Origin of the sequence: Pandoraea sp. NE5 (assembly GCF_024363545.1) — a bacterium.
Taxonomy (GTDB): Bacteria; Pseudomonadota; Gammaproteobacteria; order Burkholderiales; family Burkholderiaceae; genus Pandoraea; species Pandoraea cepalis.
This window is the reverse complement of sequence record NZ_AP025517.1, coordinates 322,229-344,406: the sequence shown is the minus strand read 5'-3', so window position 1 is coordinate 344,406 and position 22,178 is coordinate 322,229. Positions and strand designations below refer to the sequence as shown.

The following is a 22,178-nucleotide window of genomic DNA, read 5'->3' as shown; positions in this document are numbered from 1 at the left end:
GCCATCGTGGCCACTATTCAATTTCAGCAGATGAAAGACCCCATCACGATGGAGGTGCGGGCAAACGTCATCCAGTACACGGATGACGACGGCGGAGTGTGGACCGTGCCGCAGGGACATCGTTTCTGGGACATCTACGAAAAGTGGCTGTCGGCGGGAAATTCGCCGTTGCCGGCTGCCTAGCGAGGTCGCGCCGCCGACGAGCCGCCGGTGAGTGCGCGCACCAACATATCGGCCACCCTCGGGTAGCATTTTTGTTGCCCGCCGCGCGCGGGCGCTTTCCCCAGAGGGACACATGCCACGAATTGATGCTGCCACTGCTGGCGGCAGGAACGCGCTCGCGATTGTTTATCAGTTCGTACCGCCTGCTTCGGCAAGGTGACAGAGCAATATCTGCCGCAGTCGCCTAAGAGCGAATTCGATATTGTAACCAAGCCGCCTACGGGCGGCTTTTCATTTCCGGGGATCAATGGAACCGAGCGAAATTATGGACATGCCCGAGGAAGATTTTCGGCGTCACGTCGCTCTGCGCATGAGCGCGCAGGATATTGCCATCGCGGAGAACACGGCGTTGACGCAGCAGGTTGCCGACGACACTGCATTCATTCGCAGCGCTTGGGCGGAAGGCATTGTCGCCGTGCGCTTTGGCTGCCGCCTAGCCGCTGCCTGGCGCTTTCTCATGCGCAGCGTGTTTCTGCCATTCGTTGCGCCACTCGCAGCGCTCTATGGCATTTGGTACTACAGGCATTTTCATGAATTTCCAGACTGGCTCAGCGCCACGTTCAAATTTGTTATGGCGGTGTTATGAGTCCGGAAGATTTCATCTCGGCGATCGCGCCGGCAGCCCAGGCTTGCATGCGTCGCACCAAAATTCCCGCCAGCTTCACGATTGCTCAAGGCGCACTGGAATCGGGCTGGGGGGCATCGCAGCTCGCGAAGACCGCCTTCAACCTGTTCGGCGTCAAGGCCGATCGCGCATGGAAGGGGCCGACGGTCATCATGCCGACCATCGAGGTCATCGGCGGCAAGCGGATCACGGTGTCGGCGCAGTGGCGCCGCTACTCGGGGTGGCAAGAGTGCATCGACGATCACGCTGCATTTCTGATGAGCAATCCCCGCTACCGTGCGGCATTCGACTTTCCAGACGGTATCAGGTTCGCCAGCGCGATCGCGGCGGCTGGATATGCCACGGACCCGGATTACGCCCGAAAGCTGACTGCCACCATTCAGGCGCGCAAGCTGGATCGGTTTGATGTGATCGGAGGTGCTGCCGGGCTTGGTTAAGCATCGCGAGAAAGAGCGACAGCTCTACATCATGTAACTGCCGCCTTTGGGCGGCTTTGCTGTTTCTGGAGTCTCGAATGAGTCGATTGAGCAACACCCTACGAGGGTCCGAAGGTAACGGACTGTTGTTCTGGTGCCCAGGCTGCGGCCATGCGCACCGAATTCAGCACGGCGCCGGTACGGGGCCGCGGTGGAACTGGAACGGAGACGTCGAGCACCCCACATTTACGCCCAGCATTCTGGTCACGTGGAGTGAGCCGAGCGACATCCCGAGCGAGTTCGATGATCAGACAAAGGATGCCTCCAAAGTGTGCCATTCGTTTGTTACGGATGGCCAGATCCAGTTTCTGGGCGACTGTACTCACGCGCTTGCCGGGAAAACGGTCGCGCTCGCTCCGTTCCCTGCCGGATGGGGGGAGTGACGCTCATGTCCGACGTAACCCAGACCCACGAAGAGAAAGAAACCCTGAGCGTCGACGTGCTGCTGCCGGGGCACGATCCGCGCACGACTACCGCGCTATTCACCCGCACGCGCAAGGCGCTGATTGCGCGCGAGGGCGGCCGGTGCTTCGTCTGCGGCGGCACGGAGCACGATAGCGGCCATCCGCTCGAGGCTCATCACCATCCGATCGAGCGCAGCACCGCCAACCTCATTGACTGGTCGCGCTTTGCGGAAGACTGTCGCGCCGGCGTATGGGGCGCTCGTGCCCAGGCATTCGACTGGGATGGCTTTCTCAAGGGCGCGCAACAAATGACTATCGCGGGCGAGACGGCGCTGCACCCCGACGTCACCTACCTGGTGCCGGCTGACCCGTACCTGTTCATCGATGACATGACCGTCAACGGCATGTTGCTGTGCAAGGACCACCACATCGGCAAGGACGAGGGCATCCATGCGATGCCGTTCCCGCTTTGGGTCGCGCAGAAGTATGCGATCGAGGGCTACCGCTTCACGCCGACCGAGATCATCCACCACCACGAGAAGGACACGACGCAATGAACCAAACTTCGAGCGTAGTTACCGGCGGCATCACCATCAGTGCCGCAACCCTTGAGCCGGCCGTGAGCTGGGCCTTGGCTGCGATCTTCCATGCCCCGGTGCCCGACAGCGTGTCGGCCCTCGTCACGGGCGCGCTGGCCGCTGGCGCTCACCTCGCGATCAATGCGCTGAGCAAGCGTTTCGCGGGCGCAGCCGCGGCTGCCCCGCAATGATTCGCGCCGCGCTCGCGTGTGCGGTTGGCCTGGCGCTGTCGGCCTGCATTGGCACTGCCCGGTATGACGTGCGGCCGTTCTATGACTCGACCGGCCGGCTGATCTGCTGCGAGGCATCTGTCTCGAGCAGCAAGGACGTCGGCGCCGTCACCGTGCGCGTCAACAACACCCCCAACGGCTTCAGCCTCGACTTCGGCGAGACCGGCGTTTCTGCCAGCGCGCCGATCACCGCCGGCGGCGGCATTGCTTCCAGCATTTCGGCCGCAGTCACCAGCGCGGCGGCTGCCGCCGTCAAGCTCTCCACCCCGTAAGGAAATCACCATGAAGCGTTTTGCCATTCTGGCCGTGTGCGCGGCCGTGCTTTCGTTCGCCCTCGCGGCCTGTTCCACGACCGGCCAGTCCGTACCGACGCCGGCGCAGGTCGCCGCCCGCGTGTGCCCGCCTGTCGAGGTGGCGATCGAATCGCTGCAGCAGGTCAACGGCATGAGCGACAGTGCGCTGCATGCGCTGTCCGAAGCACAGCCGGTCGTGAACGCGGTGTGCGCGTCGGGCTCGACCGTCGATACCGTCAACCTTCAGACGCTCGCGAGCGCGGGCCTTCCCGCGATCATCACTGTGGCGAAGGCGTCGCCGCTGTCCGCACAAGATCAGGATCGCATCGTGCTGGGCGTGACGACCGCGCAGATTCTACTGGCCGCTACGATTGCCGCGTGGCCGCAGGACGTTCCGACGGGCACTTCGGCGCCGACGGCGAAATGAGCAGGTTCCTGACGAACCTAGCCGTCACGCTAGTGAGCGACGCGACGAACTCGGGACGCGGCACGTGGCGGCTCACGGCGCCGCTGGTATATCGTTCCGACGTCTCCGCCCGAACGTTTGCCGTGCCAATCGGCTTCGAAACCGACTTTGCATCGGTCCCGCGCGCGCCGGTGGCGTTCCTGCTTACGGCAGACAGCGCCCACGAGGCGAGCGCACTTCACGACTGGCTGTATTCCACACATCCTGTCGACAGGGCGACGGCGGACGCGATCCTGAAAGAAGCATCGATTGCGTCAGGCGTGCCGGCGTGGCGTGCGTGGTTGATGTATTGGGGCGTGCGGCTCGGCGGGGGATCGCATTGGGCGACGACCGCAGTAGCACGCGCGCAGTAAAGCGAGAAAAGATAATCAGCGTGATCAAAAAATAAAATATGATCGCTTCAATTATCTTTCCCGCGCGCCCCGCCGTTGTGGGACGCTACCGGTTCGGGGCGCCAGGTATCCCCACCAGTTCTCCCAACCGCTGGCGCTGATCGAAAAGAAGCGTCTGCCAGGTTGTTCGGTTGACCATTGGGATTTGTATTTTGCGGAATATTCCGCAATCTGTGGATAAGTGCGTTAGTCAGCACTTCGGCGGGAAGCCTTGAATATTCTTGGTGCCCAGGGCCGGAATCGAACCGGCACGCCTTGCGGCGGGGGATTTTGAGTCCCCTGCGTCTACCAATTTCACCACCTGGGCAGGTGTGCGTTCACCGAGCGGTGTCGCAGCGTGACTCGTTCAATGAACCTAACGGCTCACCGGACGAAGGCGAGATTATGACCGAAATTTCTCCCGGCCACAAGCCCGCCCCGTGGGTGTTCAATGAACTTGCTGTTGACTCTCGAGCACGCGCAGCAGCGACGACGTGTCGTCATGCCCCCAGCCGCGCTCCATCAGCGCCGTCAGCTGGGCTTTCACCAGTGACAGCGCCGGCAGCGAGAGCCCTGCGTCGGCCACGGCGTCCAGGATCATCGCGAAATCCTTGTCGTGCAGGCGCGCTTCAATGCCCGCCGCAAAGTCGCGATGGGCCATCTTCGGCCCCATCATGTCGAGCATTCGACTGCCCGCCAGCCCCTGCGAAATCGCTTCGATGACCTTGTCCTGATCCACGCCGTTGCGCGCCGCGAACAGCATCGCCTCCGCAATGCCCTGGATATTGATCACCTGCACGATCTGATTGCACGCCTTCGCCACCTGACCCGCCCCCACGTCGCCCACATGCGTGATCGTCGTGCCCAACACGGACAACAGGGGCTTGACCTTCTCGAAGACGTCATTCGACGCGCCGACCATGATCGATAGCGAGGCGTCGGCCGCGCGAGATGGCCCGCCAGACACCGGCGCATCCACCAGCACAATCTCGTGAAGCGCCAGGCGCGCGGCAATACGCCGCGTCGCCTCCGCCGAAATCGTGCTGTGATCCACGCAGATCGCGCCCGCCCGCGCCCCATGCACCACGCCATCCGCCCCAAGCAGCACCGCCTCCACGTCCTGTGTCGTCGTGACGTTGGTCACGACGAAGTCCGCATCGGCGGCGGCCTGCGCGGGCGTTGCGAACACTTCTGCGCCTTGCGCGACAAACGGGGCCGCAGCCTCAGGCCGGCGCGCGTAGAGGTGCAACCGATGCCCCGCGGCCATCAAATGACGAACCATCTGGCCGCCCATGGCGCCCAGCCCGATAAACGCGATGGTGTATGTCGTCATGCCGGGATCAATTCGAGACGTAGACGAATTTTCCGTTCTTGATCTGCCCCATCACGCTGGCACGCTGATCGAGCCCCACGTGGTCCTTCGGGCTGAGATTCATGATGCCGTTCGGAATGGCGAGATTGTGCGTGGATTCGAGCGCATCGCGCAGCGCCACACGGAATGCCGGCGTGCCCGGTGCCGCCACCTTCACGGCGCGCGGTACGGCGTCGTTGAGCAGATCCCATACGCCATAGGCGTCGGCGGCGAACTGCGTGACCGTATCGGGGCCATACTTGGCCTCGTACTGCTTGGTGAACGCCAACGCCGCCGTGCGCGCCGGATGCCCGGCCGGCAACGTCTTGGCAACCACACCCGGCTGCGTCGGGAACAGCGTGCCTTCCACGTCCTTGCCCCCCACGCGAACGAAGTCGTACGTGGCGATGCCGTGCGTCTGGTAGATCTTCCCGGCATACCCGCGCTCCTGCAACGTGCGCTGCGGCAACGCCGCCGGCGTGCCCGATCCGGCTACCAGGACAGCGTCAGGCTTGGCCGCCATCAGCTTCAGGATCTGGCCCGTGACACTCGTGTCCGTGCGGTTGAAACGCTCCTGGGCCACGACCTTGAGCTTGCGAAGTTCGGCAAACTTCGAGAACTCTTTCCACCAGCTCTCGCCGTAGGCATCGGCAAAGCCGATAAAGCCTACCGTCTTGATCCCGTGGTTAGCCATGTAGCGCGTCATCACGTCGGCCATCGCCGAATCGTTCGCGGCCATCTTGAAGGCCCACCGGCGCTTGGCATCCTGCGGCTCCACGGCGACGGCCGAACCGATCAGGGTGATCATCGGCGTCTCGGCCTCCGAAATCGGGTCGAGCATGGCCAGTGCGCTCGGCGTAATGTTCGGGCCAACGATGACGTCGACCTTGTTCTCACTGATGAATTTGCGCGCGTTCTTCACGGCCGTACCGGGGTCGGTGCCGTCGTCAAGAAAGAGGTAGTGCGCCTTCTGCCCCCCAATATGGTCGGGCCAAAGCTGCATGGCATTCTTGCTGGCGATACCGATGGCGGCCGCCGGGCCGGTCGACGACAGATCGATACCGACGGTGATATCGGCGCGAGCCGCCGTCACAACACCGGCAAGGGTCAGGGCAAGCAGCACGCCCGACAGGCGGATGCCGCGAAGAGGTGAGCGCATGGGGTCTCCTGTTGATCGAATCGCGTAAGCATACCGCACCGCTTGCGTTCGGCCAGCGAAGAAAAATAGTGCCAGGCTCACCTCGGAATGCGAGGGGCGGCACGCCCGGTGACCGGGCGTCGGCGCGCTATGTTTCCCCAACGCCCCTGGAGGGCTTAAAGCTCGTAACTTTCGTGTTCGCCGCGCAAGGCTTGCTCGACCAGCTTGCGCGTCAGGATCGGCGAGAGCAGTTCGACCATCGTGAACACGTAGCCGCGCAGATAGGCGCCCTGTTTGAGGGCGACGCGCGTCACGTTCGTGCCGAAGAGGTGCCCGACCTGGAGCGCCCGGAGGTTACGGTCGCGCTCGGGATCGAACGCCACCCCCGCCAGAATCCCCACGCCAAGCCCCAATTCGACATAGGTCTTGATGACATCGGCGTCGATCGCCTCGAGCACGATGTCCGGTTGGACATGGCGCAGCGCGAAGGCCTGATCGATCTTGGCGCGGCCGGCGAATTGGGGGTCATAAGTAATCAGCGGATATTTCGCCAGATCCTCGATGCCGACGGACGGGAGTTGCAGCAGCGGGTGATCCGGCGGCACCACGGCCACGTGCTGCCATTGATAGCAAGGCAGCGACACCAGATCCTTATAGCCGGCAATCGCTTCGGTCGCGATGGCCAGATCCGCCTGATCGTGCAGCACCATTTCTGCGATCTGCGTCGGGCTCCCCTGCAAGATCGAGAGCCGCACCTTCGGATACCGCTTCTTGAACTCGGCCACTGCGTGCGGCAGCGAATATCGCGCCTGCGTATGCGTCGTGGCGATCGCCAGACTGCCCTGATCCTGCGCGGCGTAGTCCTTGCCGATCCGCTTGAGGCTCTCCACCTCCAGCAGGATTCGCTCGACGGACTCGAAAATGATGCGCCCGGGCTCGGTCAGATTGCGGATGCGCTTGCCATGCCGGGCAAAGATGTCCACCCCAAGCTCTTCTTCCAGCTCGATGATGGCCTTCGAAACCCCCGGCTGGGAGGTAAACAGCGCCTTGGCGGCAGCGGTCAGGTTGAAATTCTGGCGAACGGCTTCGCGCACGAAGCGGAACTGGTGCAGGTTCATTTGTATAACTTTCGAAAATATACAAACAATTTTTAATTCGTTTGAAGTATATAGCGTTTTCATTACAGTGGGTGCCACTGTTTCGATAACGTTATTCCCGCCAGGCATTAAGCACCAACAGGAACGTCATACATGTCGCTGTGGCTCGAACCCCTCTCCGGATTTGGCGTCGGCCTGCTGGTCGGTCTGACCGGCGTCGGCGGGGGCTCGCTGATGACGCCGCTGCTCACGCTGCTGCTGGGCTACGCGGCGCCGGTCGCGGTCGGTACCGATCTGGCGTTTGCGGCGGTGACCAAGAGCTTCGGCACGGTCGCGCATCGCTCACACGGCCACGTGAAGTGGCACATCGTGCGCAGGCTCACGCTCGGCGCCTTGCCGGCGGCGCTGGTGACGATCGTTGTCCTGAAGCACCTGGGCGGCATCGACGACGCGGCGCTGCATGTCATCAAGCTGACGATCGCGGCCTCGGTGCTGCTCACGGTGCTCTCGCTGCTGTTCCGCGCCAAGCTGCTGGCGGCGCTGCGCACCCACCCGAACTGGCAGTTGACGGGCCGCAAGCAAGTCGCGGCCACCGTGCTGGTGGGCGCCGTGATCGGCGTGCTCGTCACGATTTCCTCGATTGGCGCCGGTGCCGTTGGCGCGACGCTGATTCTGATGCTGTACCCACAGTTGGAACCGGCCGAAGTCGCCGGAACCGATATCGCGTACGCGGTGCCGCTGACGGCCATTGCGGCGCTGGGTCATATTTGGCTCGGGACGGTGCACTGGGCACTGCTCGGCAGTCTGTTGATCGGCTCGCTGCCCGGGATCTGGCTGGGTGCAAAGCTCACCCGTCATCTGCCCGAGCGCGTGGTGCGCGGGGCGTTGGCGGCAACGCTCACGCTCGCGGCAGTGAAGCTGGTCGGCTGACCCACACAGACAACAAGGAGTTCGCGACATGCGAAACGAATCCCGCCGGGAACCCACGCAAGCGACTACACCGTCGAACGGGGCCGATGCCGAGCATCAGGACATGGCGCTGCTCGACGAGATGGAAGCCGTGCTGGCCGAGCGCCTCGCCCGCATCGCGGGTTCGCATCGCAATGTGAAGTTTGCCAGCAGTCTGGCCGCTGAAGACATGCTCGTTACGCATGTGATTCTGCGCCAGCAACTGCCGATCACCGTCTTCACGCTCAATACCGGGCGTTTGCATGCCGAGACGCTGGGCATGCTCGATCAGATCAAATCGCGCTATGGGTACGACGTCGCGCAGTACGCGCCGCAGGCCGATGCCGTCGAGACGTATGTGGCCGAGCACGGTGCGAATGCGTTCTATGAAAGTGTGGACCTGCGCAAGGCATGCTGCCAGATTCGCAAGGTCGAGCCGCTGGGCCGCGCGTTGGCCGACGCCGACGCCTGGCTCACCGGCCAGCGACGCGAGCAGTCGGTCACGCGCGAGGAACTGGCGTTCGCCGAGCACGACGATGCCCGCGGCATCGCCAAGTACAACCCGATCTTCGACTGGACCGAAGCGCAGGTGTGGGCCTATCTAACGGCGCGTGACGTGCCGGTCAACCCGCTGCATGCGCGCGGCTACCCGAGCATCGGCTGCGAGCCGTGTACGCGTGCCATCCGCCCGGGGGAAGACAGCCGCGCCGGGCGCTGGTGGTGGGAGTCGCGCGACAGCAAGGAATGCGGATTGCATGCAAGCAACCTGAGCCAGATCCCGGTGTCCGTGCAGTCGAGCTGAGGCATCGGGCACGGCGCAGGCGGATCAGGCGAACCCGCAAGACATATGACGATGTGACGAGCTCAAGCGGCGACGCATCGTGACGAATCGAATCACGGAAATTTCGGAATCATCAAGGAAGGGAACACTATGGGTGCGATGCACGAAGTCGCGCAAGCCAACGGCTCGCGTATGGATCATCTGGACTGGCTCGAAGCCGAATCGATGTACATCCTGCGCGAGGTCGTGGCGGAGTGCCGCAAACCCGCACTGCTGTTCTCGGGCGGCAAGGATTCGGTCGTGGTGCTGCACCTGGCGCTCAAGGCCTTTGGTCTTGGCCCGAACCGCAAGACGGTACTGCCGTTCCCGCTCGTCCATATCGACACCGGTCACAACTATCCGGAAGTGATCGAGTTCCGCGATCGTCACGCAAAGGCGCTCGGTGCCGAACTGGTCGTAGGTCATGTGGAAGATTCGATCGAGCGCGGCACGGTCCGCCTGCGTCGCGAGAACGATTCGCGCAACGCGGCGCAGGCCGTGACGCTGCTCGAAACCATTGCCGAACACGGCTACGACGCCATGATCGGCGGTGCGCGCCGCGACGAAGAGAAGGCTCGCGCAAAAGAGCGCATCTTCTCGTTCCGCGACGAATTCGGTCAGTGGGATCCGAAGGCGCAGCGTCCGGAACTGTGGCACCTGTTCAATGCGCGTCTGCACAAAGGCGAGCACCTGCGCGTGTTCCCGATCTCGAATTGGACCGAACTGGACGTGTGGCAATACATCGCCCGCGAGAACCTCGACCTGCCGTCGATCTACTACGCGCATGAGCGCGAAATCGTGCGTCGCAACGGGTTGCTCGTGCCGGTCACGCCGCTCACGCCGAAGCAGGACGACGAGTCGAGCGAACTGGCGTCGGTGCGCTTCCGTACCGTTGGAGACATCAGTTGCACGTGCCCGGTTGCCAGCGTTGCCGCCAGCCCGGTGGAGATCATTGCCGAGACGGCCGTGACCGACATCACCGAGCGCGGCGCCACCCGCATGGACGATCAGGCATCGGAAGCCGCGATGGAACAGCGCAAAAAGCAGGGCTATTTCTAAGGCGCCGAACCGCCGCCATCCGCCCTAAGTACAGACACATCGGCCCGCCGGGCGCGCAGAGTCGCCGCGCCAGGGGCCACGCAATCGAGTCAGGACATCATGAGCCTCACCCCGCATCTGGAAGACCTCGGCGTGCTGCGTTTCATCACGGCAGGCAGCGTCGACGACGGCAAAAGCACGTTGATCGGCCGTCTGCTGTACGACAGCAAGTCGGTGTTGACCGACCAGCTCTCCGCCATCGCACGCGCCAAGCACAAACGTACCGCCGGCGAAGACATCGACTTCTCGCTGCTCACCGACGGCCTTGAAGCCGAGCGCGAGCAGGGCATTACCATCGACGTCGCCTATCGCTACTTCACGACCGCGCGTCGCAAGTTCATCATCGCCGACACGCCGGGCCACGAGCAGTACACGCGCAACATGGTCACGGGGGCATCGACGGCGCATGCCGCGATCATTCTGGTCGACGCCACGCGCGTGACCGAAGTCGACGGCCACACGGAGTTGCTTGCGCAGACGAAGCGCCACAGTGCCATCGTCAAACTACTGGGCCTTCAGCACGTCATTGTCGCCATCAACAAGATGGACCTGATCGACTACAGCGAGACAGCGTTCAACGCCATTCGCGCCGCCTATCTGGATCTGGCGCAGCGCTTGGGGCTGGCGGACGTGCGCTTCGTGCCCGTCTCCGCGCTCAAGGGCGACAACATCGTGTACGCGAGCGAGCGCATGCCGTGGTATCAGGACGAACCGTTGCTCGACATGCTCGAATCGCTGCCGGTCGCGCAGTCGGGCGGCGAACTGCGCTTCCCGGTGCAACTGGTGGCGCGTCAGGACGGCGCTCATGCCGACGACTTCCGCGGCTACATGGGGCGCGTGGAATCGGGTTCGGTGCGTGTCGGTCAGGCGCTGCGCGTGTTGCCGGCAGGCCGCACGGCGAGCGTCGCAGAGATCATCGGGCCGCGCGGCTTGCTCGAGGAAGCGTTTGCGGGGCAGTGCGTGACGATTCGTCTGACGGAAGACGTGGATGTGTCGCGCGGCGACACGTTGGTGGCGAGCGCCTCCACGCTGGCGCCGTCGCGCAAACTGGCTGCCGACGTGTGCTGGTTCGATGAGGATGCCCTCGCGCCGCAGCGCAAATACCTGCTCAAGCAGGCGACCAGCACGGTGTACGTGAAAGTCGGCAGCGTGGACACGGTGCTCGACGTCAGCACGCTCTTGCACGGCACGGACAAGGCGACCCTCGCCATGAACGACATCGGCCGTGTGCAGTTGAGCTTGCAGAAGCCGGTGGCCGCCGACACCTATGACGCGAACCCGGCTACGGGCGCGTTCGTGTTGATCGACGAAGCCACGCACCACACGGTGGCAGCGGGCATGATCCGCAGCCTCGCGGCGTAATTATTGCGTATTGCATATTGCGTTACCCGGCGCACGGTCCCCCGGATGGGGCCGGCGCCAATCCTCACGAACCATGGCGACATCATGACGGTGACTTCCTCGCAAACCGGTACGGCGCCGGGCAAGGTCTATCTCGTTGGGGCGGGCCCCGGCGCGGCCGATCTGATCACGGTGCGCGGCGCACGACTGTTGGCTCAGGCCGACGTGGTGCTGCACGACGCGCTGATCGAACCCGAGATGCTGGCGTTGTGCCCGCAGGCCAAGCGCATTGCTGTCGGGAAGCGTTGCGGGAGGCAATCGAGTGCGCAGCACTTCATCAACAAGCAGTTGATTGATCACGCGCGGACCCACGCGCTGGTGGTGCGCTTGAAGGGCGGCGATCCGATGCTGTTCGGTCGCGCCGACGAGGAGTTGCGCGCGCTGGAGGCGGCAGGCATTGCAGTGGAAGTCGTGCCTGGCATTACGGCGGCGCTGGCCAGTGCGGCGGCGCTGGGGCGTTCGCTGACGCTGCGCGGCGTGTCCCGCAGTGTGGCCTTCGCCACGCAAAGCCGTGCGCCCGAGTCGGCCGAGATCGCGGCGCAGGCGTCGGCCGATTCGCTCGTCTATTACATGGGACGAGACAGTGCCCAGCGCATTGCAGTGGAATTGATCGCGGCCGGCAAGCCCGCAGCGACACCCGTGGCGATCGTGGAGGCCGCAACGACATCGCGCGAGCGACGTGTGCGCCTTACGCTGGACGATGTTCGCCAAGGGTTGGCGGCGTCGTGGTTCGACGCGTCGCAGCCGAGTGTCCTGCTCATCGGCGAGGCGTTCGCACATGCGGATGCCGCATCGTTGCACGAGTGGGCGACGCAGGCGGCGATGGCGGCCTGACGGCGATCGCCCCCGAGCGTCAGTCAGCGTCATTGGTGCCGGTCACGGTTTACGCAAAACGGCGTCACAGTTCACCCTGTGACGCCGTTTTCTCATTCTGGCGATGCCCTGCCGAGATGAGGCGATTTCCCTCAGCTGCCGTCCATCATCCTGCCGCAATAGTCGGCGAGGGCGTCGAGCACTGTGTCGTCCTCGCCGATGGCGGCGCTCACGCGCAAGTCGAGCTGGGGATGGGCGGCGCGGCAAGCGTCGGCGAGCGCCGGAAGATCACGCCTCACGTGGCCACCCTGGCCCAAAAAGACCGGCACCAACGTGATATCGAACGTTCCCTGCGATGTCATGGTCGCCACGGCGTCTCCGAGGTTCGGTGTCATCAGTTCAAGAAAGGCTAGCTGAACGTCGGCGTCGGGACGCCGGGCGCTCAGCTTGTCGCGCAGACGCTCGAACGGTTCGGCCCAGCGCGGGTCGCGGGATCCGTGGGCGAACAGAACGATGCCGGGTTTGCTGGACATGATCGGCGGCTCAGTGTTTATCGACCCAGCGCAACGCCGCGATGGCGAGCACCAGATAGAGTAACGACGGTAACGCGGCGGTGAACCACGCCGGCCAGGTGTTGAGCAAGCCCAGGTGCGAGAACAGGTTGTTGATCAACTGGAAGCTCATGCCGAGCATGATCCCGCCGAACACCTTCAGGCCGATGGCCCCGGCGCGCGCGTGCAAGTAAGCGAACGGCAGCGCCAGCGCCATCATCACAAAGACGGCGAACGGGTACAGCAGCTTCTGCCAGAGCGCGAGATTGTAGCGGTCGGTGTTCTGCTGGTTTTCCTTCAAGTGGCCGATGTAGCTATAGAGGCTGCCGATGGCCATGTTGTCGGGCGAGACCATCAGCACGGACAGGATCTGCGGTGTGAGTTCCGAGCGCATCTGCACCGTGGCGATATGCACCTGTTTGCTCTGCACCAGGGCGCGCAGCGGATCGGTGCCGGCCGAGGTATCGTCCGTTGCGCTGAAGACCGTTTCGGACACGTCTGTCAGCTTCCAGAAGTTTGGCGCTTCGAACTGCCCCAGCTTGGCCAGTCGCACGCTGTCGAGACGCAACTTGTCGTCGAATTCGTAAATGCGAACGTTGGCAATGGTGTTGTCGGGATTGAGCGTGCCGACGTTGATGAAGCGGGTGACGCGCGAGCCGTCCTGATCGACGGTGTCCTTGACCCAGACACCCGAGCGAAACCCTGCCGAGACCGAACTGCCCAGCGCTTCGAGACGAATCTTCTGCGCGAGTTGCTCGGCATTCGGTGCGACGTACTCGCCAATGACGAAGGTGATCAGCACAATCGGGAAACCGATTTTCAGCAACGAGCGCAACGCCTGACCGGTCGAGAGCCCCGAGACGCGGAAGATCGTGAACTCCGAGTTGCCCGCCAGTTGTGCGCAGACATAGATGGCGGCAATGAGCGCGGCGACCGGAATGATTTCGTACATGCGCTGCGGCGCGAACAGCAGCACGTAGGCGAGGGCATGCTGGAAGCGGTATCCCCCACGGCCGACGTCGCCCAGTTCGCTCACCAGGTCGAAGAAGACGAACAGACCGACGAACGCGAGCAGCACGAACAGGAACGCCAGATAGATCTGGCGAGCAAAGTATTTCTCATAGATGCGCATCAGCGAATCCCTCCCGATGCAGGCATCCCGCCGGACCGGCTGAGACGACGACGTCCGAACAGCCCACGGAAGCGCACGCGGCGCAGGTAAAGCAGCACGATGACAACCATGGCGAGCGCGTGCAACAACCACACGCCGATGGCGAGCGGCATGCGCTCTTGCGCCACCCACGCCTGCGAGAGGCTCAGCAGGTTGGTGTACGCGAGGTAAATGAGCACGGCCATGATCAGGTTGACGGTGCGGCCGTGGCGCGGGTTTTGATAGGCCAGCGGCACGGCGAGCAACACCAGCGCGAGCGCGAGCAGCGGCAGGCCGATACGCCAGACGATCTCGCCGCGGAAGATCGGGTTCTGGATTTCACGGAACAGGCGCAGGGTCGGTACCCCCTTGGTCGGGGTGTTGTCGGTTGGCGCGGCTGCCGGGTTGTCGATCTTCACGCCATAGCGCTCGAACTCCATCACACGGTAATCGGGCTGGCCGGGCACGCCATCGTAGCGACGGCCCTTTTCCAGCACGATGTAGCGATTGCCGTCCTTGGCCGTTTCGATATGCCCCTCTTTCGAGACGACTACGCTGACCTTGCCGTTCTCGGTGCCGGAGACGAAAACGTTGTGCACCTTGGTCGCGTCCGGCGAAACGGTCTCGACAAAGAACACCCGGTGGCTCGCGGCGCTTTCGCGGAACTGGCCCGGCGCGATCATCGAGACGTCGTCGCGTTGGGCGAAGCGGGCTTCGAGCGCGGAGATCTGCTGGTTCGCCCACGGCCAGGCCACGAGTGCGCAGAATGTGATCACGGCCAGATAGGGCGTGGCAAAGCGCAGCACCGGCTTGACGAAGTGGGTGATCGACAGGCCCGAGGCGAACCACACGACCATTTCCGAGTCGCGGTACCAGCGGGTGAGCACGAACAGAATCGAGACGAACAGCGTCACGATCAGAATGATGGCCAGGTAGCCGATCACGGCCAGGCCGATGAGCACGAGGACGTCGCGCGGGTCGGCTTTCCCGGACGCGGCGAAGCCCAGGATGCGGATCATCATCGTGGTGAGCATGACGGTGATCAGCACCATGAAGACGGCCCCGGCGGTGTAGTTCAGCTCGCGCTGCAGGGAACGCTGAAAAATCATGTGATGGCGATTGGGGTGCTCTCGCGGTTGGGCGAGCGGGGAAAAAAGCGGATAATTGCGGATCGTACGAATTTTACCCGAGGAAAGCGCGATGGACTTTAGCACAAAAGCCTTCGATTCGACCAAGGCCGGTCAGGCCGGCCTTGCCAACGCCAAGACGGAGTGTCTGGTGGTCGGTGTGTTCGAGCAACAGCCGCTCGCGGGGCTCGCCAAGGCGCTGGACGTCGTCAGCAAGGGCCTGCTCGCCCGCATGGTCAAGCGTGGAGAACTCGATGGCAAGCTCGGCAGCACGCTGATGCTGCATGAGGTCGCCGGATGGAGCCAGGCACGTGTGCTGTTCGTCGGTCTGGGCCGCGAAGACCAGTTCTCGCCCAAGGGCTTCAACGAAGCCGCGCGCGCCGCCGCGCGCGCGGTGCTGGCGTCGCGTGCGTCCGATGCCATCTGGACACTGCCGCAAGCCGCGGTGGCCAAGCGGGACACCGCCTGGGCCGTGTGCGCCTCGATCCTCGCCCTGCGCGAGGCGACCTACCGTTTCACACAGATGAAGAGCAAGGCCGAGCCGGCCAACACTGCGCTGCGCAAGGTGCTCTTCGCGGTGGCGCCCGAGGACCTGAAGGCAGCCAAGGTCGCGGCCAAGCACGGCGAGGCGATTGCCAACGGCATGGCGCTCACCAAGGACCTGGGCAACCTGCCGGGCAACGTCTGCACGCCGACCTATCTGGCCGATACGGCCCGCAAGCTCGCGCGCGAGTTCAAGCTCAAGGCCGACATCCTCGGGCCGAAGCAGATCGAAGCGCTCAAGATGGGCTCGTTCCTGTCGGTCGCCCGGGGGTCGGTGCAGCCGCCGCAGTTCATCGTGCTCAAGTACGAAGGTGGCGCCGCCAAGCAGGCCCCGATCGTGCTGGTCGGCAAGGGCGTGACGTTCGACTCGGGCGGCATCTCGATCAAGCCCGGTGAAGGCATGGACGAGATGAAGTACGACATGTGCGGCGCGGCCTCTGTGCTCGGAACGATGCGTGCTGTCGCCGAGATGGGCCTCAAGCTCAACGTCATCGCCATCGTGCCGGCCACGGAGAACATGCCGGGCGGGCGTGCGACGAAGCCGGGCGACGTGGTGACCAGCATGTCCGGCCAGACGATCGAAGTGCTCAACACCGATGCCGAAGGCCGCCTGATCCTGTGCGACGCGCTCACCTATGCCGAGCGTTTCAAGCCGGCCGCCGTGATCGACGTCGCCACGCTCACGGGCGCCTGCATCATCGCGCTTGGTCACGTGAACACGGGTCTCTTCTCGAAGAGCGACGCGCTCGCCGACGAACTGCTCGCGGCCGGTCGCACGGCGGGCGACACGGCTTGGCGTTTGCCGGTCGAGGAGGAGTATCAGGAGCAGCTCAAGTCGAACTTCGCCGACATGGCGAACATCGGCGGGCGCCCGGCCGGCAGCGTGACGGCAGCCTGCTTCCTGTCGCGCTTTACCGAGAAGTATGAATGGGCCCACCTCGACATCGCCGGCACGGCATGGAAGAGCGGGGCGGCCAAGGGGGCGACGGGGCGTCCGGTGCCGTTGCTTACGCAATTCCTGATCGATCGCGAAGCCCGGTGACGCGCGTCGACTTCCACACGCACGTGGCGAACCGGCTCGATTATGCGTGCCGGTTCGCGCGCAAGGTCTACGGCGCCGGACAAACGCTCGTGGTCGTCGGTGAGCCCGACGTGCTGCGCGCGTTCGACCAGACGCTGTGGACGTTCTCGCCGCTCGAATTCGTGCCGCATTGCTTCACCCAGGACCCGCTTGCCCCGCAGACACCCGTCGTGCTGGCCGCCCTCGATGAAGAGGTGCAGCATCATCAGGTGCTGCTGAATCTGGCGGGCAGCGTGCCGACGCACTTCGCACGCTTCGAACGCGTGGTCGAGATCGTGGGCGACACGCCGGACGAATTGTCCGGTGCGCGCGAACGCTATCGTTTCTACCGCGATCGCGGCTACACCCTCAACAATTACGACCAGAGAGGCGGATCGTGACGAATGAGCCCGAGCGCACGGACCCCGGCATTCCCACGCTGACCGAAGTGCTCGCCCCCGGGGAGGCAACGCCGGTGCCGGATCCTGACCCGGCACCGGTGGCAGCCGAGCTGGGTGTGCCGGCCGATGTCGCGGTGTTTGCCGAGCGTGTGAGTGCCCGGCTCACGCTGCAACTGGCCGATGAAATCACGACGATGGTGGAGCGCCGCTGTCACGACGCACTGATCGATCAGACGTCCTGGCTGGTGCAACTGATCGGCAAGCAGGTCGCCGACGCTTTGCAAGCGCAATTGCCGGACCGAATCCGGCAGGCGGTGATCGAAGAGGTCGCGAAGCAGGTTCGTTCGTAGCGCTCGAGGGGCGGTGGTTGCCGACGGGCCATGCTGTAACGCGCAGCAACGCTTACGGCCGTGCATCCGAGGCCTCAGTGCCCGACGCCTCAATGTCCGAGGCCAAGAATCCAGCGTGCCAGACGGCTCGCCTCGCCCGGGGCGAGCTGTGGGCTGGCGGGCATCGGAATACTTCCCCATTTACCGCGACTGCCGTCCGCAATGGTTCGTGCAAGATCGGCGGCGGCGCCAGGCTGACCTTCGTAACGTTTGGCAATGTCCCGGTAGGACGGCGCGAGCAACGTCCGGTCGACGGCGTGGCAGGTCATGCAATTGCGCTCGCGGGCGAGCTTTTCCATGGCTTGGGCGTTTTGCGTGTATTGCGCCCCCGTGGCCGACGGCGACGGCGGGGTTGTCTGCGCGAGAGCAGCGCCCGCCGCGATCAACAGCCACGCACCGACCATCGCCCCGGCAGACTTGCCGTTGCTTGCCTTCATTCGATACTCCCCGATCGTTCACAGATCCCGATGCGGGGCTGCGTGAGTTGGACGTCCATGGGTGACGACGTTGGGCAGGCGCATCGATGCGCCATTATAAGGCGGCGCGCACAATGCGCGACTCGGCACAAAGGTGCATGAAAAAACGGCACCGTGGCCAGGGAGGCAAGCGGTGCCGTTCGTGCGTTCCAACGTCAAGGTCAGCCCGTGACCGCCCCCTTGTTGGCCGGTTGTGCCAGTGCGGCATACTTTGCCATGACGCCCCGGGTATAACGAGGCGCGGGCGCCTTCCACGCGGCGCGACGCCTTGCCAGTTCATCGTCCGGCACATTCAGTTGCAGCAGCAGCTTGTGCGCGTCGATGGTGATCGAGTCGCCTTCGTGCACGAGGGCAATCGTGCCGCCCACGAACGCTTCGGGCGCCACGTGCCCGACGACCATGCCCCACGTGCCGCCCGAGAATCGGCCATCGGTAATGAAGCCGACCGTCTCGCCGAGTCCCTTGCCGATGATTGCCGACGTCGGCGCGAGCATCTCCGGCATGCCCGGGCCACCCTTCGGGCCGAGGTAGCGAAGCACGAGGACGTCGCCCGCCTGGATCCTGTCGGCGAGGATCGCGTCCATCGCACTTTGCTCGTCATCGAACACGCGCGCCGGGCCGGTGATGACCGGATTCTTCAGGCCCGTGATCTTCGCGACGGCGCCATCTTCCGCCAGATTGCCCTTGAGGATCGCGAGATGCCCTTCCTTGTAGAGTGCCTTGTCGATGGGGAAGATCACATGCTGGTCGGCACGCGGCACCGACGGCACGTCCTTGAGTTCTTCCGCGAGGGTCCTGCCCGTGATCGTCATGCAATCGCCGTGCAGCAGGCCGGCGTCGAGCAGGATCTTGAGCACTTGCGGAATGCCACCGGCCTTGTGCAGGTCTGTCGCCACGTACTTGCCCGACGGCTTCAGGTCGCACAGGACCGGCACGCGCTCGCGAATGCGCTCGAAGTCGTCGATGCTCCAGTCGATGTCGGCAGCGTGCGCGATAGCGAGATAGTGCAGCACTGCGTTGGTGGAACCGCCCGTGGCCATGATGAGCGCCACTGCATTTTCGATGGACTTGCGCGTGATGATGTCGCGTGGCTTGAGATCTTTCTTGACCGCTTCGATCAGCACGCGCGCCGATTCGGCCGCCGAGTCGACCTTTTCCTGATCGGGGTTGGCCATCGTCGACGAATACAGCAACGACATGCCCAGCGCCTCGAACGACGAACTCATCGTGTTGGCCGTGTACATGCCCCCGCACGACCCGGTCGACGGACACGCATTCTTCTCGATGCCCTTGAAATCGGCCTCGGTCATGCGCCCGGCGGTGAATTCGCCCACGGCCTCGAACGACGAGACGATGGTGAGATCCTTGCCCTTCCAGTTGCCCGGCTTGATGGTGCCGCCGTAGACATAGATGCCCGGCACGTTGATGCGCGCCAGCGCGATCATGCCGCCCGGCATGTTCTTGTCGCAGCCGCCGATCACGACCACGCCGTCCATCCACTGCCCCTGCACGGCGGTCTCGATGCAGTCGGCAATGACTTCGCGCGAGACGAGCGAGTACTTCATGCCCTCCGTGCCCATCGACATGCCGTCGGAAATAGTGGGAGTGCCGAACGTCTGCGGATTGGCCTGATGGGTCTTGATGGCGTCGACGGCGGCGTCTGCCAGCCGCTGCAGCCCTGCGTTGCACGGGGTGATCGTCGAATGGCCGTTGGCCACGCCGATCATCGGATTGTCGAAGTCTTCTTCCTTGTAGCCCAGCGCATAGTACATCGAGCGGTTGGGCGAACGGGCCACGCCTTGCGTGACGTTTCGCGAACGACGGTTGAATGCCATGACGGTCTCCTGTGGGGATGCACCACGCCACACGCTACCGCAGCGTCGCGCACAAGCGTTGTTGTATCACGCTGTCATGCCGGCGGTACGCCCGTCGTCCGGGTGCGCCGCTCAAGGGCATTGCTGCTTCACTACTGCGTCACTTTACGTCAAGTCCTGCGCGGGAGCCGCCGCACGCGACGGCTCCCGTGATTCACGCCGATCGCATCGATCGCACCGACCACTTCAATCGGCGCTTTCGTTGCGCATTCTTTGCGTTATCCGCGCTTGCCCAGCTTCAGTTGCGACAGGTCGCGCACCGCGCCGCGGTCGGCTGAGGTGGCCAGCGCGGCGTACGCTTGCAGTGCTTGCGACACCGCACGCTCGCGATTCGCCGGCTGCCATGCCTGGTCGCCACGGGCTTGCATGGCGGCGCGGCGGCGCGCCAGTTCGTCGTCGGACACGGCCAGATGCATCTTGCGCTGGGTGATGTCGATTTCGATCACGTCACCGTCTTCCACCAGACCGATGATGCCGCCTTCGGCCGCTTCCGGCGAGGCGTGGCCGATCACCAGACCCGACGAACCGCCCGAGAACCGGCCGTCCGTGAACAGGGCGCACGTCTTGCCCAGCCCCTTCGATTTCAGGTACGACGTCGGGTACAGCATTTCCTGCATGCCCGGGCCGCCTTTCGGGCCTTCGTAGCGGATCACGACCACGTCACCCGGCTGGACCTGATCGCCCAGGATGCCGTCGACGGCATCGTCCTGGCTTTCGTACACGCGCGCACGGCCCGTGAACACCCACTGCGATTCGTCGACGCCGGCCGTCTTCACGATACAGCCCTTCTCGGCGAGGTTGCCGTACAGCACGGCCAGGCCGCCGTCCTTCGTATAGGCGTGTTCCTTGTCGCGGATACATCCGGTTTCCCGGTTCAGATCGAGCGAGGGATAGACCGACGACTGGCTGAAGGCGATGGTCGTGGGCACACCGCCGGGGGCGGCGCTGTAGAACGTGTGCGCCTTGTCGCCCGCGTCGGCGGCCACATCCCACTGCGCGATGGCGTTGCCGAGCGTGCCGCTGTGCACGTTGCCGCAAGACGTATCGAGCAGCCCGCCGCGCGCGAGTTCACCCAGAATGCCGATGATGCCGCCCGCACGGTGCACGTCTTCAATGTGGTATTTGTCGGTCGCCGGGGCCGCCTTGCACAGGCAGGGAACCTTGCGCGAGATGCGGTCGATGTCGGCCATCTTGAAGTCGACGCCGGCTTCCTGCGCGGCGGCGAGCAGGTGCAGCACCGTGTTGGTCGAACCGCCCATCGCCACGTCGAGCGCCATGGCGTTTTCGAACGCTGCCTTGGTCGCGATGTTGCGCGGCAGCACCGAGGCGTCGTCTTCCTGGTAATAGCGACGGCACAGATCGACCACGAGACGGCCGGCCTGTTCGAACAGCCCGCGGCGCCAGGCGTGCGTGGCGACGATGGTGCCGTTGCCCGGCAACGCGAGACCAATGGCTTCGGTCAGGCAGTTCATCGAGTTGGCGGTGAACATGCCCGAGCACGAACCGCACGTCGGGCAGGCGCTGCGCTCGATTTCCGCGACTTCGGCGTCGCTCACTTTCGGGTCGGCTGCCTTGATCATGGCGTCGATCAGGTCGATCTTGGCGATGACCTGGCCGTCGCCATTCTTGACCTTGCCCGCTTCCATCGGGCCGCCCGAGACGAACACGACCGGAATGTTCAGGCGCATGGCGGCCATGAGCATGCCCGGGGTGATCTTGTCGCAGTTCGAGATGCAGACCATGGCATCGGCGCAGTGCGCGTTGACCATGTATTCCACCGAGTCGGCAATCAGCTCGCGCGACGGCAGCGAGTACAGCATGCCGCCGTGACCCATGGCGATGCCGTCGTCCACGGCGATGGTATTGAATTCCTTGGCTACACCGCCGGCCGCTTCGATCTCCTTGGCGACCACAGCGCCCAGATCGCGCAGGTGCACGTGACCCGGCACGAATTGCGTGAAGGAGTTGACCACGGCGATGATCGGCTTGCCGAAGTCGTCGTCTTTCATGCCGGTGGCGCGCCACAGGGCGCGGGCGCCGGCCATGTTGCGGCCGTGGGTCGAGGTGCGGGAACGGTATTGAGGCATGGTCGTCTCTGGAACGCTGTGCTTGTGGGATGAACGAATACGCGGCCGCCAGGCGACATTCGGTCTGAATTCGCTCTGGATTCGGTCTGGACTTGCGCGTGGCTGGGCGAAGCTGCCATGGCCGCGCGGCACGTCAGCGTCGGCCGGGCATCAAGATTCGTCTTTCCTTGAATGCTTGTCAAATATATT

26 protein-coding genes and 1 tRNA gene are annotated in these 22,178 nt (G+C 64.0%); 17 read left to right on the top strand and 10 right to left on the bottom strand.

The genetic code is table 11. The features are described from left to right. Positions 1–6 precede the first annotated feature (6 nt). The 9 genes from PanNE5_RS01485 to PanNE5_RS01445 all read left to right on the top strand — a co-directional run bounded on the left by PanNE5_RS01485 (position 7) and on the right by PanNE5_RS01445 (position 3,647). The gene (locus PanNE5_RS01485; protein WP_261939060.1) at positions 7–183 is read left to right on the top strand and encodes a hypothetical protein; all 177 of its coding nucleotides are present in this window, start codon (positions 7–9) and stop codon (positions 181–183) included. A 286-nt stretch (positions 184–469) separates the two neighbouring features. Then, positions 470–808: a hypothetical protein gene (locus PanNE5_RS01480; RefSeq protein WP_261939059.1), complete on the top strand. Its 339-nt coding sequence runs from the start codon at positions 470–472 to the stop codon at positions 806–808. A 47-nt stretch (positions 809–855) separates the two neighbouring features. Beyond that, the gene (locus PanNE5_RS01475; protein WP_261939058.1) at positions 856–1,284 is read left to right on the top strand and encodes a glycoside hydrolase family 73 protein; all 429 of its coding nucleotides are present in this window, start codon (positions 856–858) and stop codon (positions 1,282–1,284) included. Between the two features lie 77 nt (positions 1,285–1,361). Beyond that, positions 1,362–1,706, top strand: a complete 345-nt coding sequence (locus PanNE5_RS01470) for a DUF6527 family protein (RefSeq protein WP_261939057.1) — start codon at positions 1,362–1,364, stop codon at positions 1,704–1,706. A gap of 5 nt (positions 1,707–1,711) precedes the next feature. Next, entirely contained in the window at positions 1,712–2,284 is a 573-nt protein-coding gene (locus tag PanNE5_RS01465) for a hypothetical protein (RefSeq protein WP_261939056.1), read from the top strand. Further along, the gene (locus PanNE5_RS01460) at positions 2,281–2,496 is read left to right on the top strand and encodes a hypothetical protein (RefSeq protein ID WP_261939055.1); all 216 of its coding nucleotides are present in this window, start codon (positions 2,281–2,283) and stop codon (positions 2,494–2,496) included. Before PanNE5_RS01465 ends, PanNE5_RS01460 begins: the two co-directional genes overlap by 4 nt. Continuing rightward, the gene (locus PanNE5_RS01455) at positions 2,493–2,807 is read left to right on the top strand and encodes a hypothetical protein (RefSeq protein WP_261939054.1); all 315 of its coding nucleotides are present in this window, start codon (positions 2,493–2,495) and stop codon (positions 2,805–2,807) included. Before PanNE5_RS01460 ends, PanNE5_RS01455 begins: the two co-directional genes overlap by 4 nt. Positions 2,808–2,817: 10 nt before the next feature. Beyond that, positions 2,818–3,255: a hypothetical protein gene (locus tag PanNE5_RS01450; protein ID WP_261939053.1), complete on the top strand. Its 438-nt coding sequence runs from the start codon at positions 2,818–2,820 to the stop codon at positions 3,253–3,255. Continuing rightward, positions 3,252–3,647: a DUF1353 domain-containing protein gene (locus PanNE5_RS01445; RefSeq protein WP_261939052.1), complete on the top strand. Its 396-nt coding sequence runs from the start codon at positions 3,252–3,254 to the stop codon at positions 3,645–3,647. Before PanNE5_RS01450 ends, PanNE5_RS01445 begins: the two co-directional genes overlap by 4 nt. A 261-nt stretch (positions 3,648–3,908) precedes the next feature. Here PanNE5_RS01445 and PanNE5_RS01440 read toward each other — a convergent pair. The 4 genes from PanNE5_RS01440 to PanNE5_RS01425 form a co-directional block, all read right to left on the bottom strand. Then, positions 3,909–3,993: transfer RNA gene (locus tag PanNE5_RS01440), tRNA-Leu, on the bottom strand. Positions 3,994–4,113: 120 nt separating this feature from the next. After that, positions 4,114–4,998 (bottom strand): NAD(P)-dependent oxidoreductase, encoded by an 885-nt coding sequence (locus PanNE5_RS01435; protein ID WP_261939051.1) that lies wholly within the window; start codon positions 4,996–4,998, stop codon positions 4,114–4,116. Positions 4,999–5,005: 7 nt separating this feature from the next. Then, positions 5,006–6,175 (bottom strand): ABC transporter substrate-binding protein, encoded by a 1,170-nt coding sequence (locus PanNE5_RS01430; RefSeq protein WP_017235590.1) that lies wholly within the window; start codon positions 6,173–6,175, stop codon positions 5,006–5,008. A gap of 155 nt (positions 6,176–6,330) precedes the next feature. After that, positions 6,331–7,272: a CysB family HTH-type transcriptional regulator gene (locus PanNE5_RS01425; RefSeq protein WP_017235589.1), complete on the bottom strand. Its 942-nt coding sequence runs from the start codon at positions 7,270–7,272 to the stop codon at positions 6,331–6,333. 132 nt (positions 7,273–7,404) lie between these two features. Between PanNE5_RS01425 and PanNE5_RS01420 the strand changes: the two genes are divergently transcribed. The 5 genes from PanNE5_RS01420 to cobA all read left to right on the top strand — a co-directional run bounded on the left by PanNE5_RS01420 (position 7,405) and on the right by cobA (position 12,352). Then, positions 7,405–8,181 carry a sulfite exporter TauE/SafE family protein gene (locus tag PanNE5_RS01420; RefSeq protein WP_261939050.1) on the top strand — a complete coding sequence of 259 codons (777 nt, stop codon included), beginning with the start codon at positions 7,405–7,407 and terminating at the stop codon, positions 8,179–8,181. 103 nt (positions 8,182–8,284) lie between these two features. Then, on the top strand, positions 8,285–9,001 hold the full coding sequence (locus tag PanNE5_RS01415; RefSeq protein WP_039830697.1) for a phosphoadenylyl-sulfate reductase: 717 nt from the start codon (positions 8,285–8,287) through the stop codon (positions 8,999–9,001). Between the two features lie 129 nt (positions 9,002–9,130). Beyond that, positions 9,131–10,078: a sulfate adenylyltransferase subunit CysD gene (cysD, locus tag PanNE5_RS01410; protein WP_017235586.1), complete on the top strand. Its 948-nt coding sequence runs from the start codon at positions 9,131–9,133 to the stop codon at positions 10,076–10,078. A gap of 99 nt (positions 10,079–10,177) precedes the next feature. Next, the gene (locus tag PanNE5_RS01405; protein ID WP_261939049.1) at positions 10,178–11,479 is read left to right on the top strand and encodes a sulfate adenylyltransferase subunit 1; all 1,302 of its coding nucleotides are present in this window, start codon (positions 10,178–10,180) and stop codon (positions 11,477–11,479) included. An 84-nt stretch (positions 11,480–11,563) separates the two neighbouring features. Beyond that, positions 11,564–12,352 carry a uroporphyrinogen-III C-methyltransferase gene (cobA, locus tag PanNE5_RS01400; RefSeq protein ID WP_051060341.1) on the top strand — a complete coding sequence of 263 codons (789 nt, stop codon included), beginning with the start codon at positions 11,564–11,566 and terminating at the stop codon, positions 12,350–12,352. Positions 12,353–12,483: 131 nt separating this feature from the next. Here the strand turns inward: cobA and PanNE5_RS01395 are convergent, their stop codons facing one another. From PanNE5_RS01395 to lptF, 3 genes are read right to left on the bottom strand one after another with little or no spacing between them, the layout of a single operon-like run. Beyond that, on the bottom strand, positions 12,484–12,864 hold the full coding sequence (locus tag PanNE5_RS01395) for a sirohydrochlorin chelatase (protein ID WP_150563150.1): 381 nt from the start codon (positions 12,862–12,864) through the stop codon (positions 12,484–12,486). Positions 12,865–12,874: 10 nt separating this feature from the next. After that, entirely contained in the window at positions 12,875–14,014 is a 1,140-nt protein-coding gene (lptG, locus tag PanNE5_RS01390; RefSeq protein WP_261939048.1) for an LPS export ABC transporter permease LptG, read from the bottom strand. Next, on the bottom strand, positions 14,014–15,141 hold the full coding sequence (gene lptF, locus PanNE5_RS01385; RefSeq protein WP_017235581.1) for an LPS export ABC transporter permease LptF: 1,128 nt from the start codon (positions 15,139–15,141) through the stop codon (positions 14,014–14,016). Before lptF ends, lptG begins: the two co-directional genes overlap by 1 nt. A gap of 91 nt (positions 15,142–15,232) precedes the next feature. Here lptF and PanNE5_RS01380 point away from each other — a divergent pair, with 91 nt between their 5' ends. From PanNE5_RS01380 to PanNE5_RS01370, 3 genes are read left to right on the top strand one after another with little or no spacing between them, the layout of a single operon-like run. Continuing rightward, a complete protein-coding gene (locus PanNE5_RS01380) occupies positions 15,233–16,744 on the top strand; it encodes a leucyl aminopeptidase (RefSeq protein ID WP_261939047.1) in 1,512 nt (503 codons plus the stop codon). Beyond that, positions 16,741–17,163, top strand: coding sequence for a DNA polymerase III subunit chi (locus tag PanNE5_RS01375; RefSeq protein ID WP_017235579.1), 423 nt, complete (start codon positions 16,741–16,743; stop codon positions 17,161–17,163). Before PanNE5_RS01380 ends, PanNE5_RS01375 begins: the two co-directional genes overlap by 4 nt. Next, positions 17,160–17,513, top strand: a complete 354-nt coding sequence (locus tag PanNE5_RS01370) for a DUF2486 family protein (RefSeq protein WP_261939046.1) — start codon at positions 17,160–17,162, stop codon at positions 17,511–17,513. Before PanNE5_RS01375 ends, PanNE5_RS01370 begins: the two co-directional genes overlap by 4 nt. Before the next feature lie 89 nt (positions 17,514–17,602). Here the strand turns inward: PanNE5_RS01370 and PanNE5_RS01365 are convergent, their stop codons facing one another. The 3 genes from PanNE5_RS01365 to ilvD (PanNE5_RS01355) form a co-directional block, all read right to left on the bottom strand. Next, the gene (locus PanNE5_RS01365; protein WP_017235577.1) at positions 17,603–17,989 is read right to left on the bottom strand and encodes a c-type cytochrome; all 387 of its coding nucleotides are present in this window, start codon (positions 17,987–17,989) and stop codon (positions 17,603–17,605) included. 200 nt (positions 17,990–18,189) lie between these two features. After that, complete coding sequence (gene ilvD / locus PanNE5_RS01360; RefSeq protein WP_261939045.1) at positions 18,190–19,863, bottom strand: dihydroxy-acid dehydratase; 1,674 nt, start codon at positions 19,861–19,863, stop codon at positions 18,190–18,192. Between the two features lie 257 nt (positions 19,864–20,120). Continuing rightward, on the bottom strand, positions 20,121–21,989 hold the full coding sequence (gene ilvD, locus PanNE5_RS01355; protein ID WP_261939044.1) for a dihydroxy-acid dehydratase: 1,869 nt from the start codon (positions 21,987–21,989) through the stop codon (positions 20,121–20,123). Positions 21,990–22,178 lie beyond the last annotated feature (189 nt).

Excerpts from the sequence above, each read along its gene's own strand:
- PanNE5_RS01425 (WP_017235589.1), bottom strand. The coding sequence starts at position 7,272 with ATGAACCTGCACCAGTTCCGCTTCGTGCGCGAAGCCGTTCGCCAGAAT.
- PanNE5_RS01420 (WP_261939050.1), top strand. The coding sequence starts at position 7,405 with ATGTCGCTGTGGCTCGAACCCCTCTCCGGATTTGGCGTCGGCCTGCTG.
- PanNE5_RS01405 (WP_261939049.1), top strand. The coding sequence starts at position 10,178 with ATGAGCCTCACCCCGCATCTGGAAGACCTCGGCGTGCTGCGTTTCATC.
- PanNE5_RS01455 (WP_261939054.1), top strand. The coding sequence starts at position 2,493 with ATGATTCGCGCCGCGCTCGCGTGTGCGGTTGGCCTGGCGCTGTCGGCC.
- PanNE5_RS01480 (WP_261939059.1), top strand. The coding sequence starts at position 470 with ATGGAACCGAGCGAAATTATGGACATGCCCGAGGAAGATTTTCGGCGT.
- ilvD (WP_261939045.1), bottom strand. The coding sequence starts at position 19,863 with ATGGCATTCAACCGTCGTTCGCGAAACGTCACGCAAGGCGTGGCCCGT.
- lptG (WP_261939048.1), bottom strand. The coding sequence starts at position 14,014 with ATGCGCATCTATGAGAAATACTTTGCTCGCCAGATCTATCTGGCGTTC.
- ilvD (WP_261939044.1), bottom strand. The coding sequence starts at position 21,989 with ATGCCTCAATACCGTTCCCGCACCTCGACCCACGGCCGCAACATGGCC.
- cobA (WP_051060341.1), top strand. The coding sequence starts at position 11,564 with ATGACGGTGACTTCCTCGCAAACCGGTACGGCGCCGGGCAAGGTCTAT.
- PanNE5_RS01460 (WP_261939055.1), top strand. The coding sequence starts at position 2,281 with ATGAACCAAACTTCGAGCGTAGTTACCGGCGGCATCACCATCAGTGCC.
- PanNE5_RS01465 (WP_261939056.1), top strand. The coding sequence starts at position 1,712 with ATGTCCGACGTAACCCAGACCCACGAAGAGAAAGAAACCCTGAGCGTC.
- PanNE5_RS01415 (WP_039830697.1), top strand. The coding sequence starts at position 8,285 with ATGGCGCTGCTCGACGAGATGGAAGCCGTGCTGGCCGAGCGCCTCGCC.
- lptF (WP_017235581.1), bottom strand. The coding sequence starts at position 15,141 with ATGATTTTTCAGCGTTCCCTGCAGCGCGAGCTGAACTACACCGCCGGG.
- cysD (WP_017235586.1), top strand. The coding sequence starts at position 9,131 with ATGGGTGCGATGCACGAAGTCGCGCAAGCCAACGGCTCGCGTATGGAT.
- PanNE5_RS01445 (WP_261939052.1), top strand. The coding sequence starts at position 3,252 with ATGAGCAGGTTCCTGACGAACCTAGCCGTCACGCTAGTGAGCGACGCG.
- PanNE5_RS01435 (WP_261939051.1), bottom strand. The coding sequence starts at position 4,998 with ATGACGACATACACCATCGCGTTTATCGGGCTGGGCGCCATGGGCGGC.
- PanNE5_RS01395 (WP_150563150.1), bottom strand. The coding sequence starts at position 12,864 with ATGTCCAGCAAACCCGGCATCGTTCTGTTCGCCCACGGATCCCGCGAC.
- PanNE5_RS01475 (WP_261939058.1), top strand. The coding sequence starts at position 856 with ATGCGTCGCACCAAAATTCCCGCCAGCTTCACGATTGCTCAAGGCGCA.
- PanNE5_RS01450 (WP_261939053.1), top strand. The coding sequence starts at position 2,818 with ATGAAGCGTTTTGCCATTCTGGCCGTGTGCGCGGCCGTGCTTTCGTTC.
- PanNE5_RS01470 (WP_261939057.1), top strand. The coding sequence starts at position 1,362 with ATGAGTCGATTGAGCAACACCCTACGAGGGTCCGAAGGTAACGGACTG.
- PanNE5_RS01430 (WP_017235590.1), bottom strand. The coding sequence starts at position 6,175 with ATGCGCTCACCTCTTCGCGGCATCCGCCTGTCGGGCGTGCTGCTTGCC.
- PanNE5_RS01365 (WP_017235577.1), bottom strand. The coding sequence starts at position 17,989 with ATGAAGGCAAGCAACGGCAAGTCTGCCGGGGCGATGGTCGGTGCGTGG.
- PanNE5_RS01380 (WP_261939047.1), top strand. The coding sequence starts at position 15,233 with ATGGACTTTAGCACAAAAGCCTTCGATTCGACCAAGGCCGGTCAGGCC.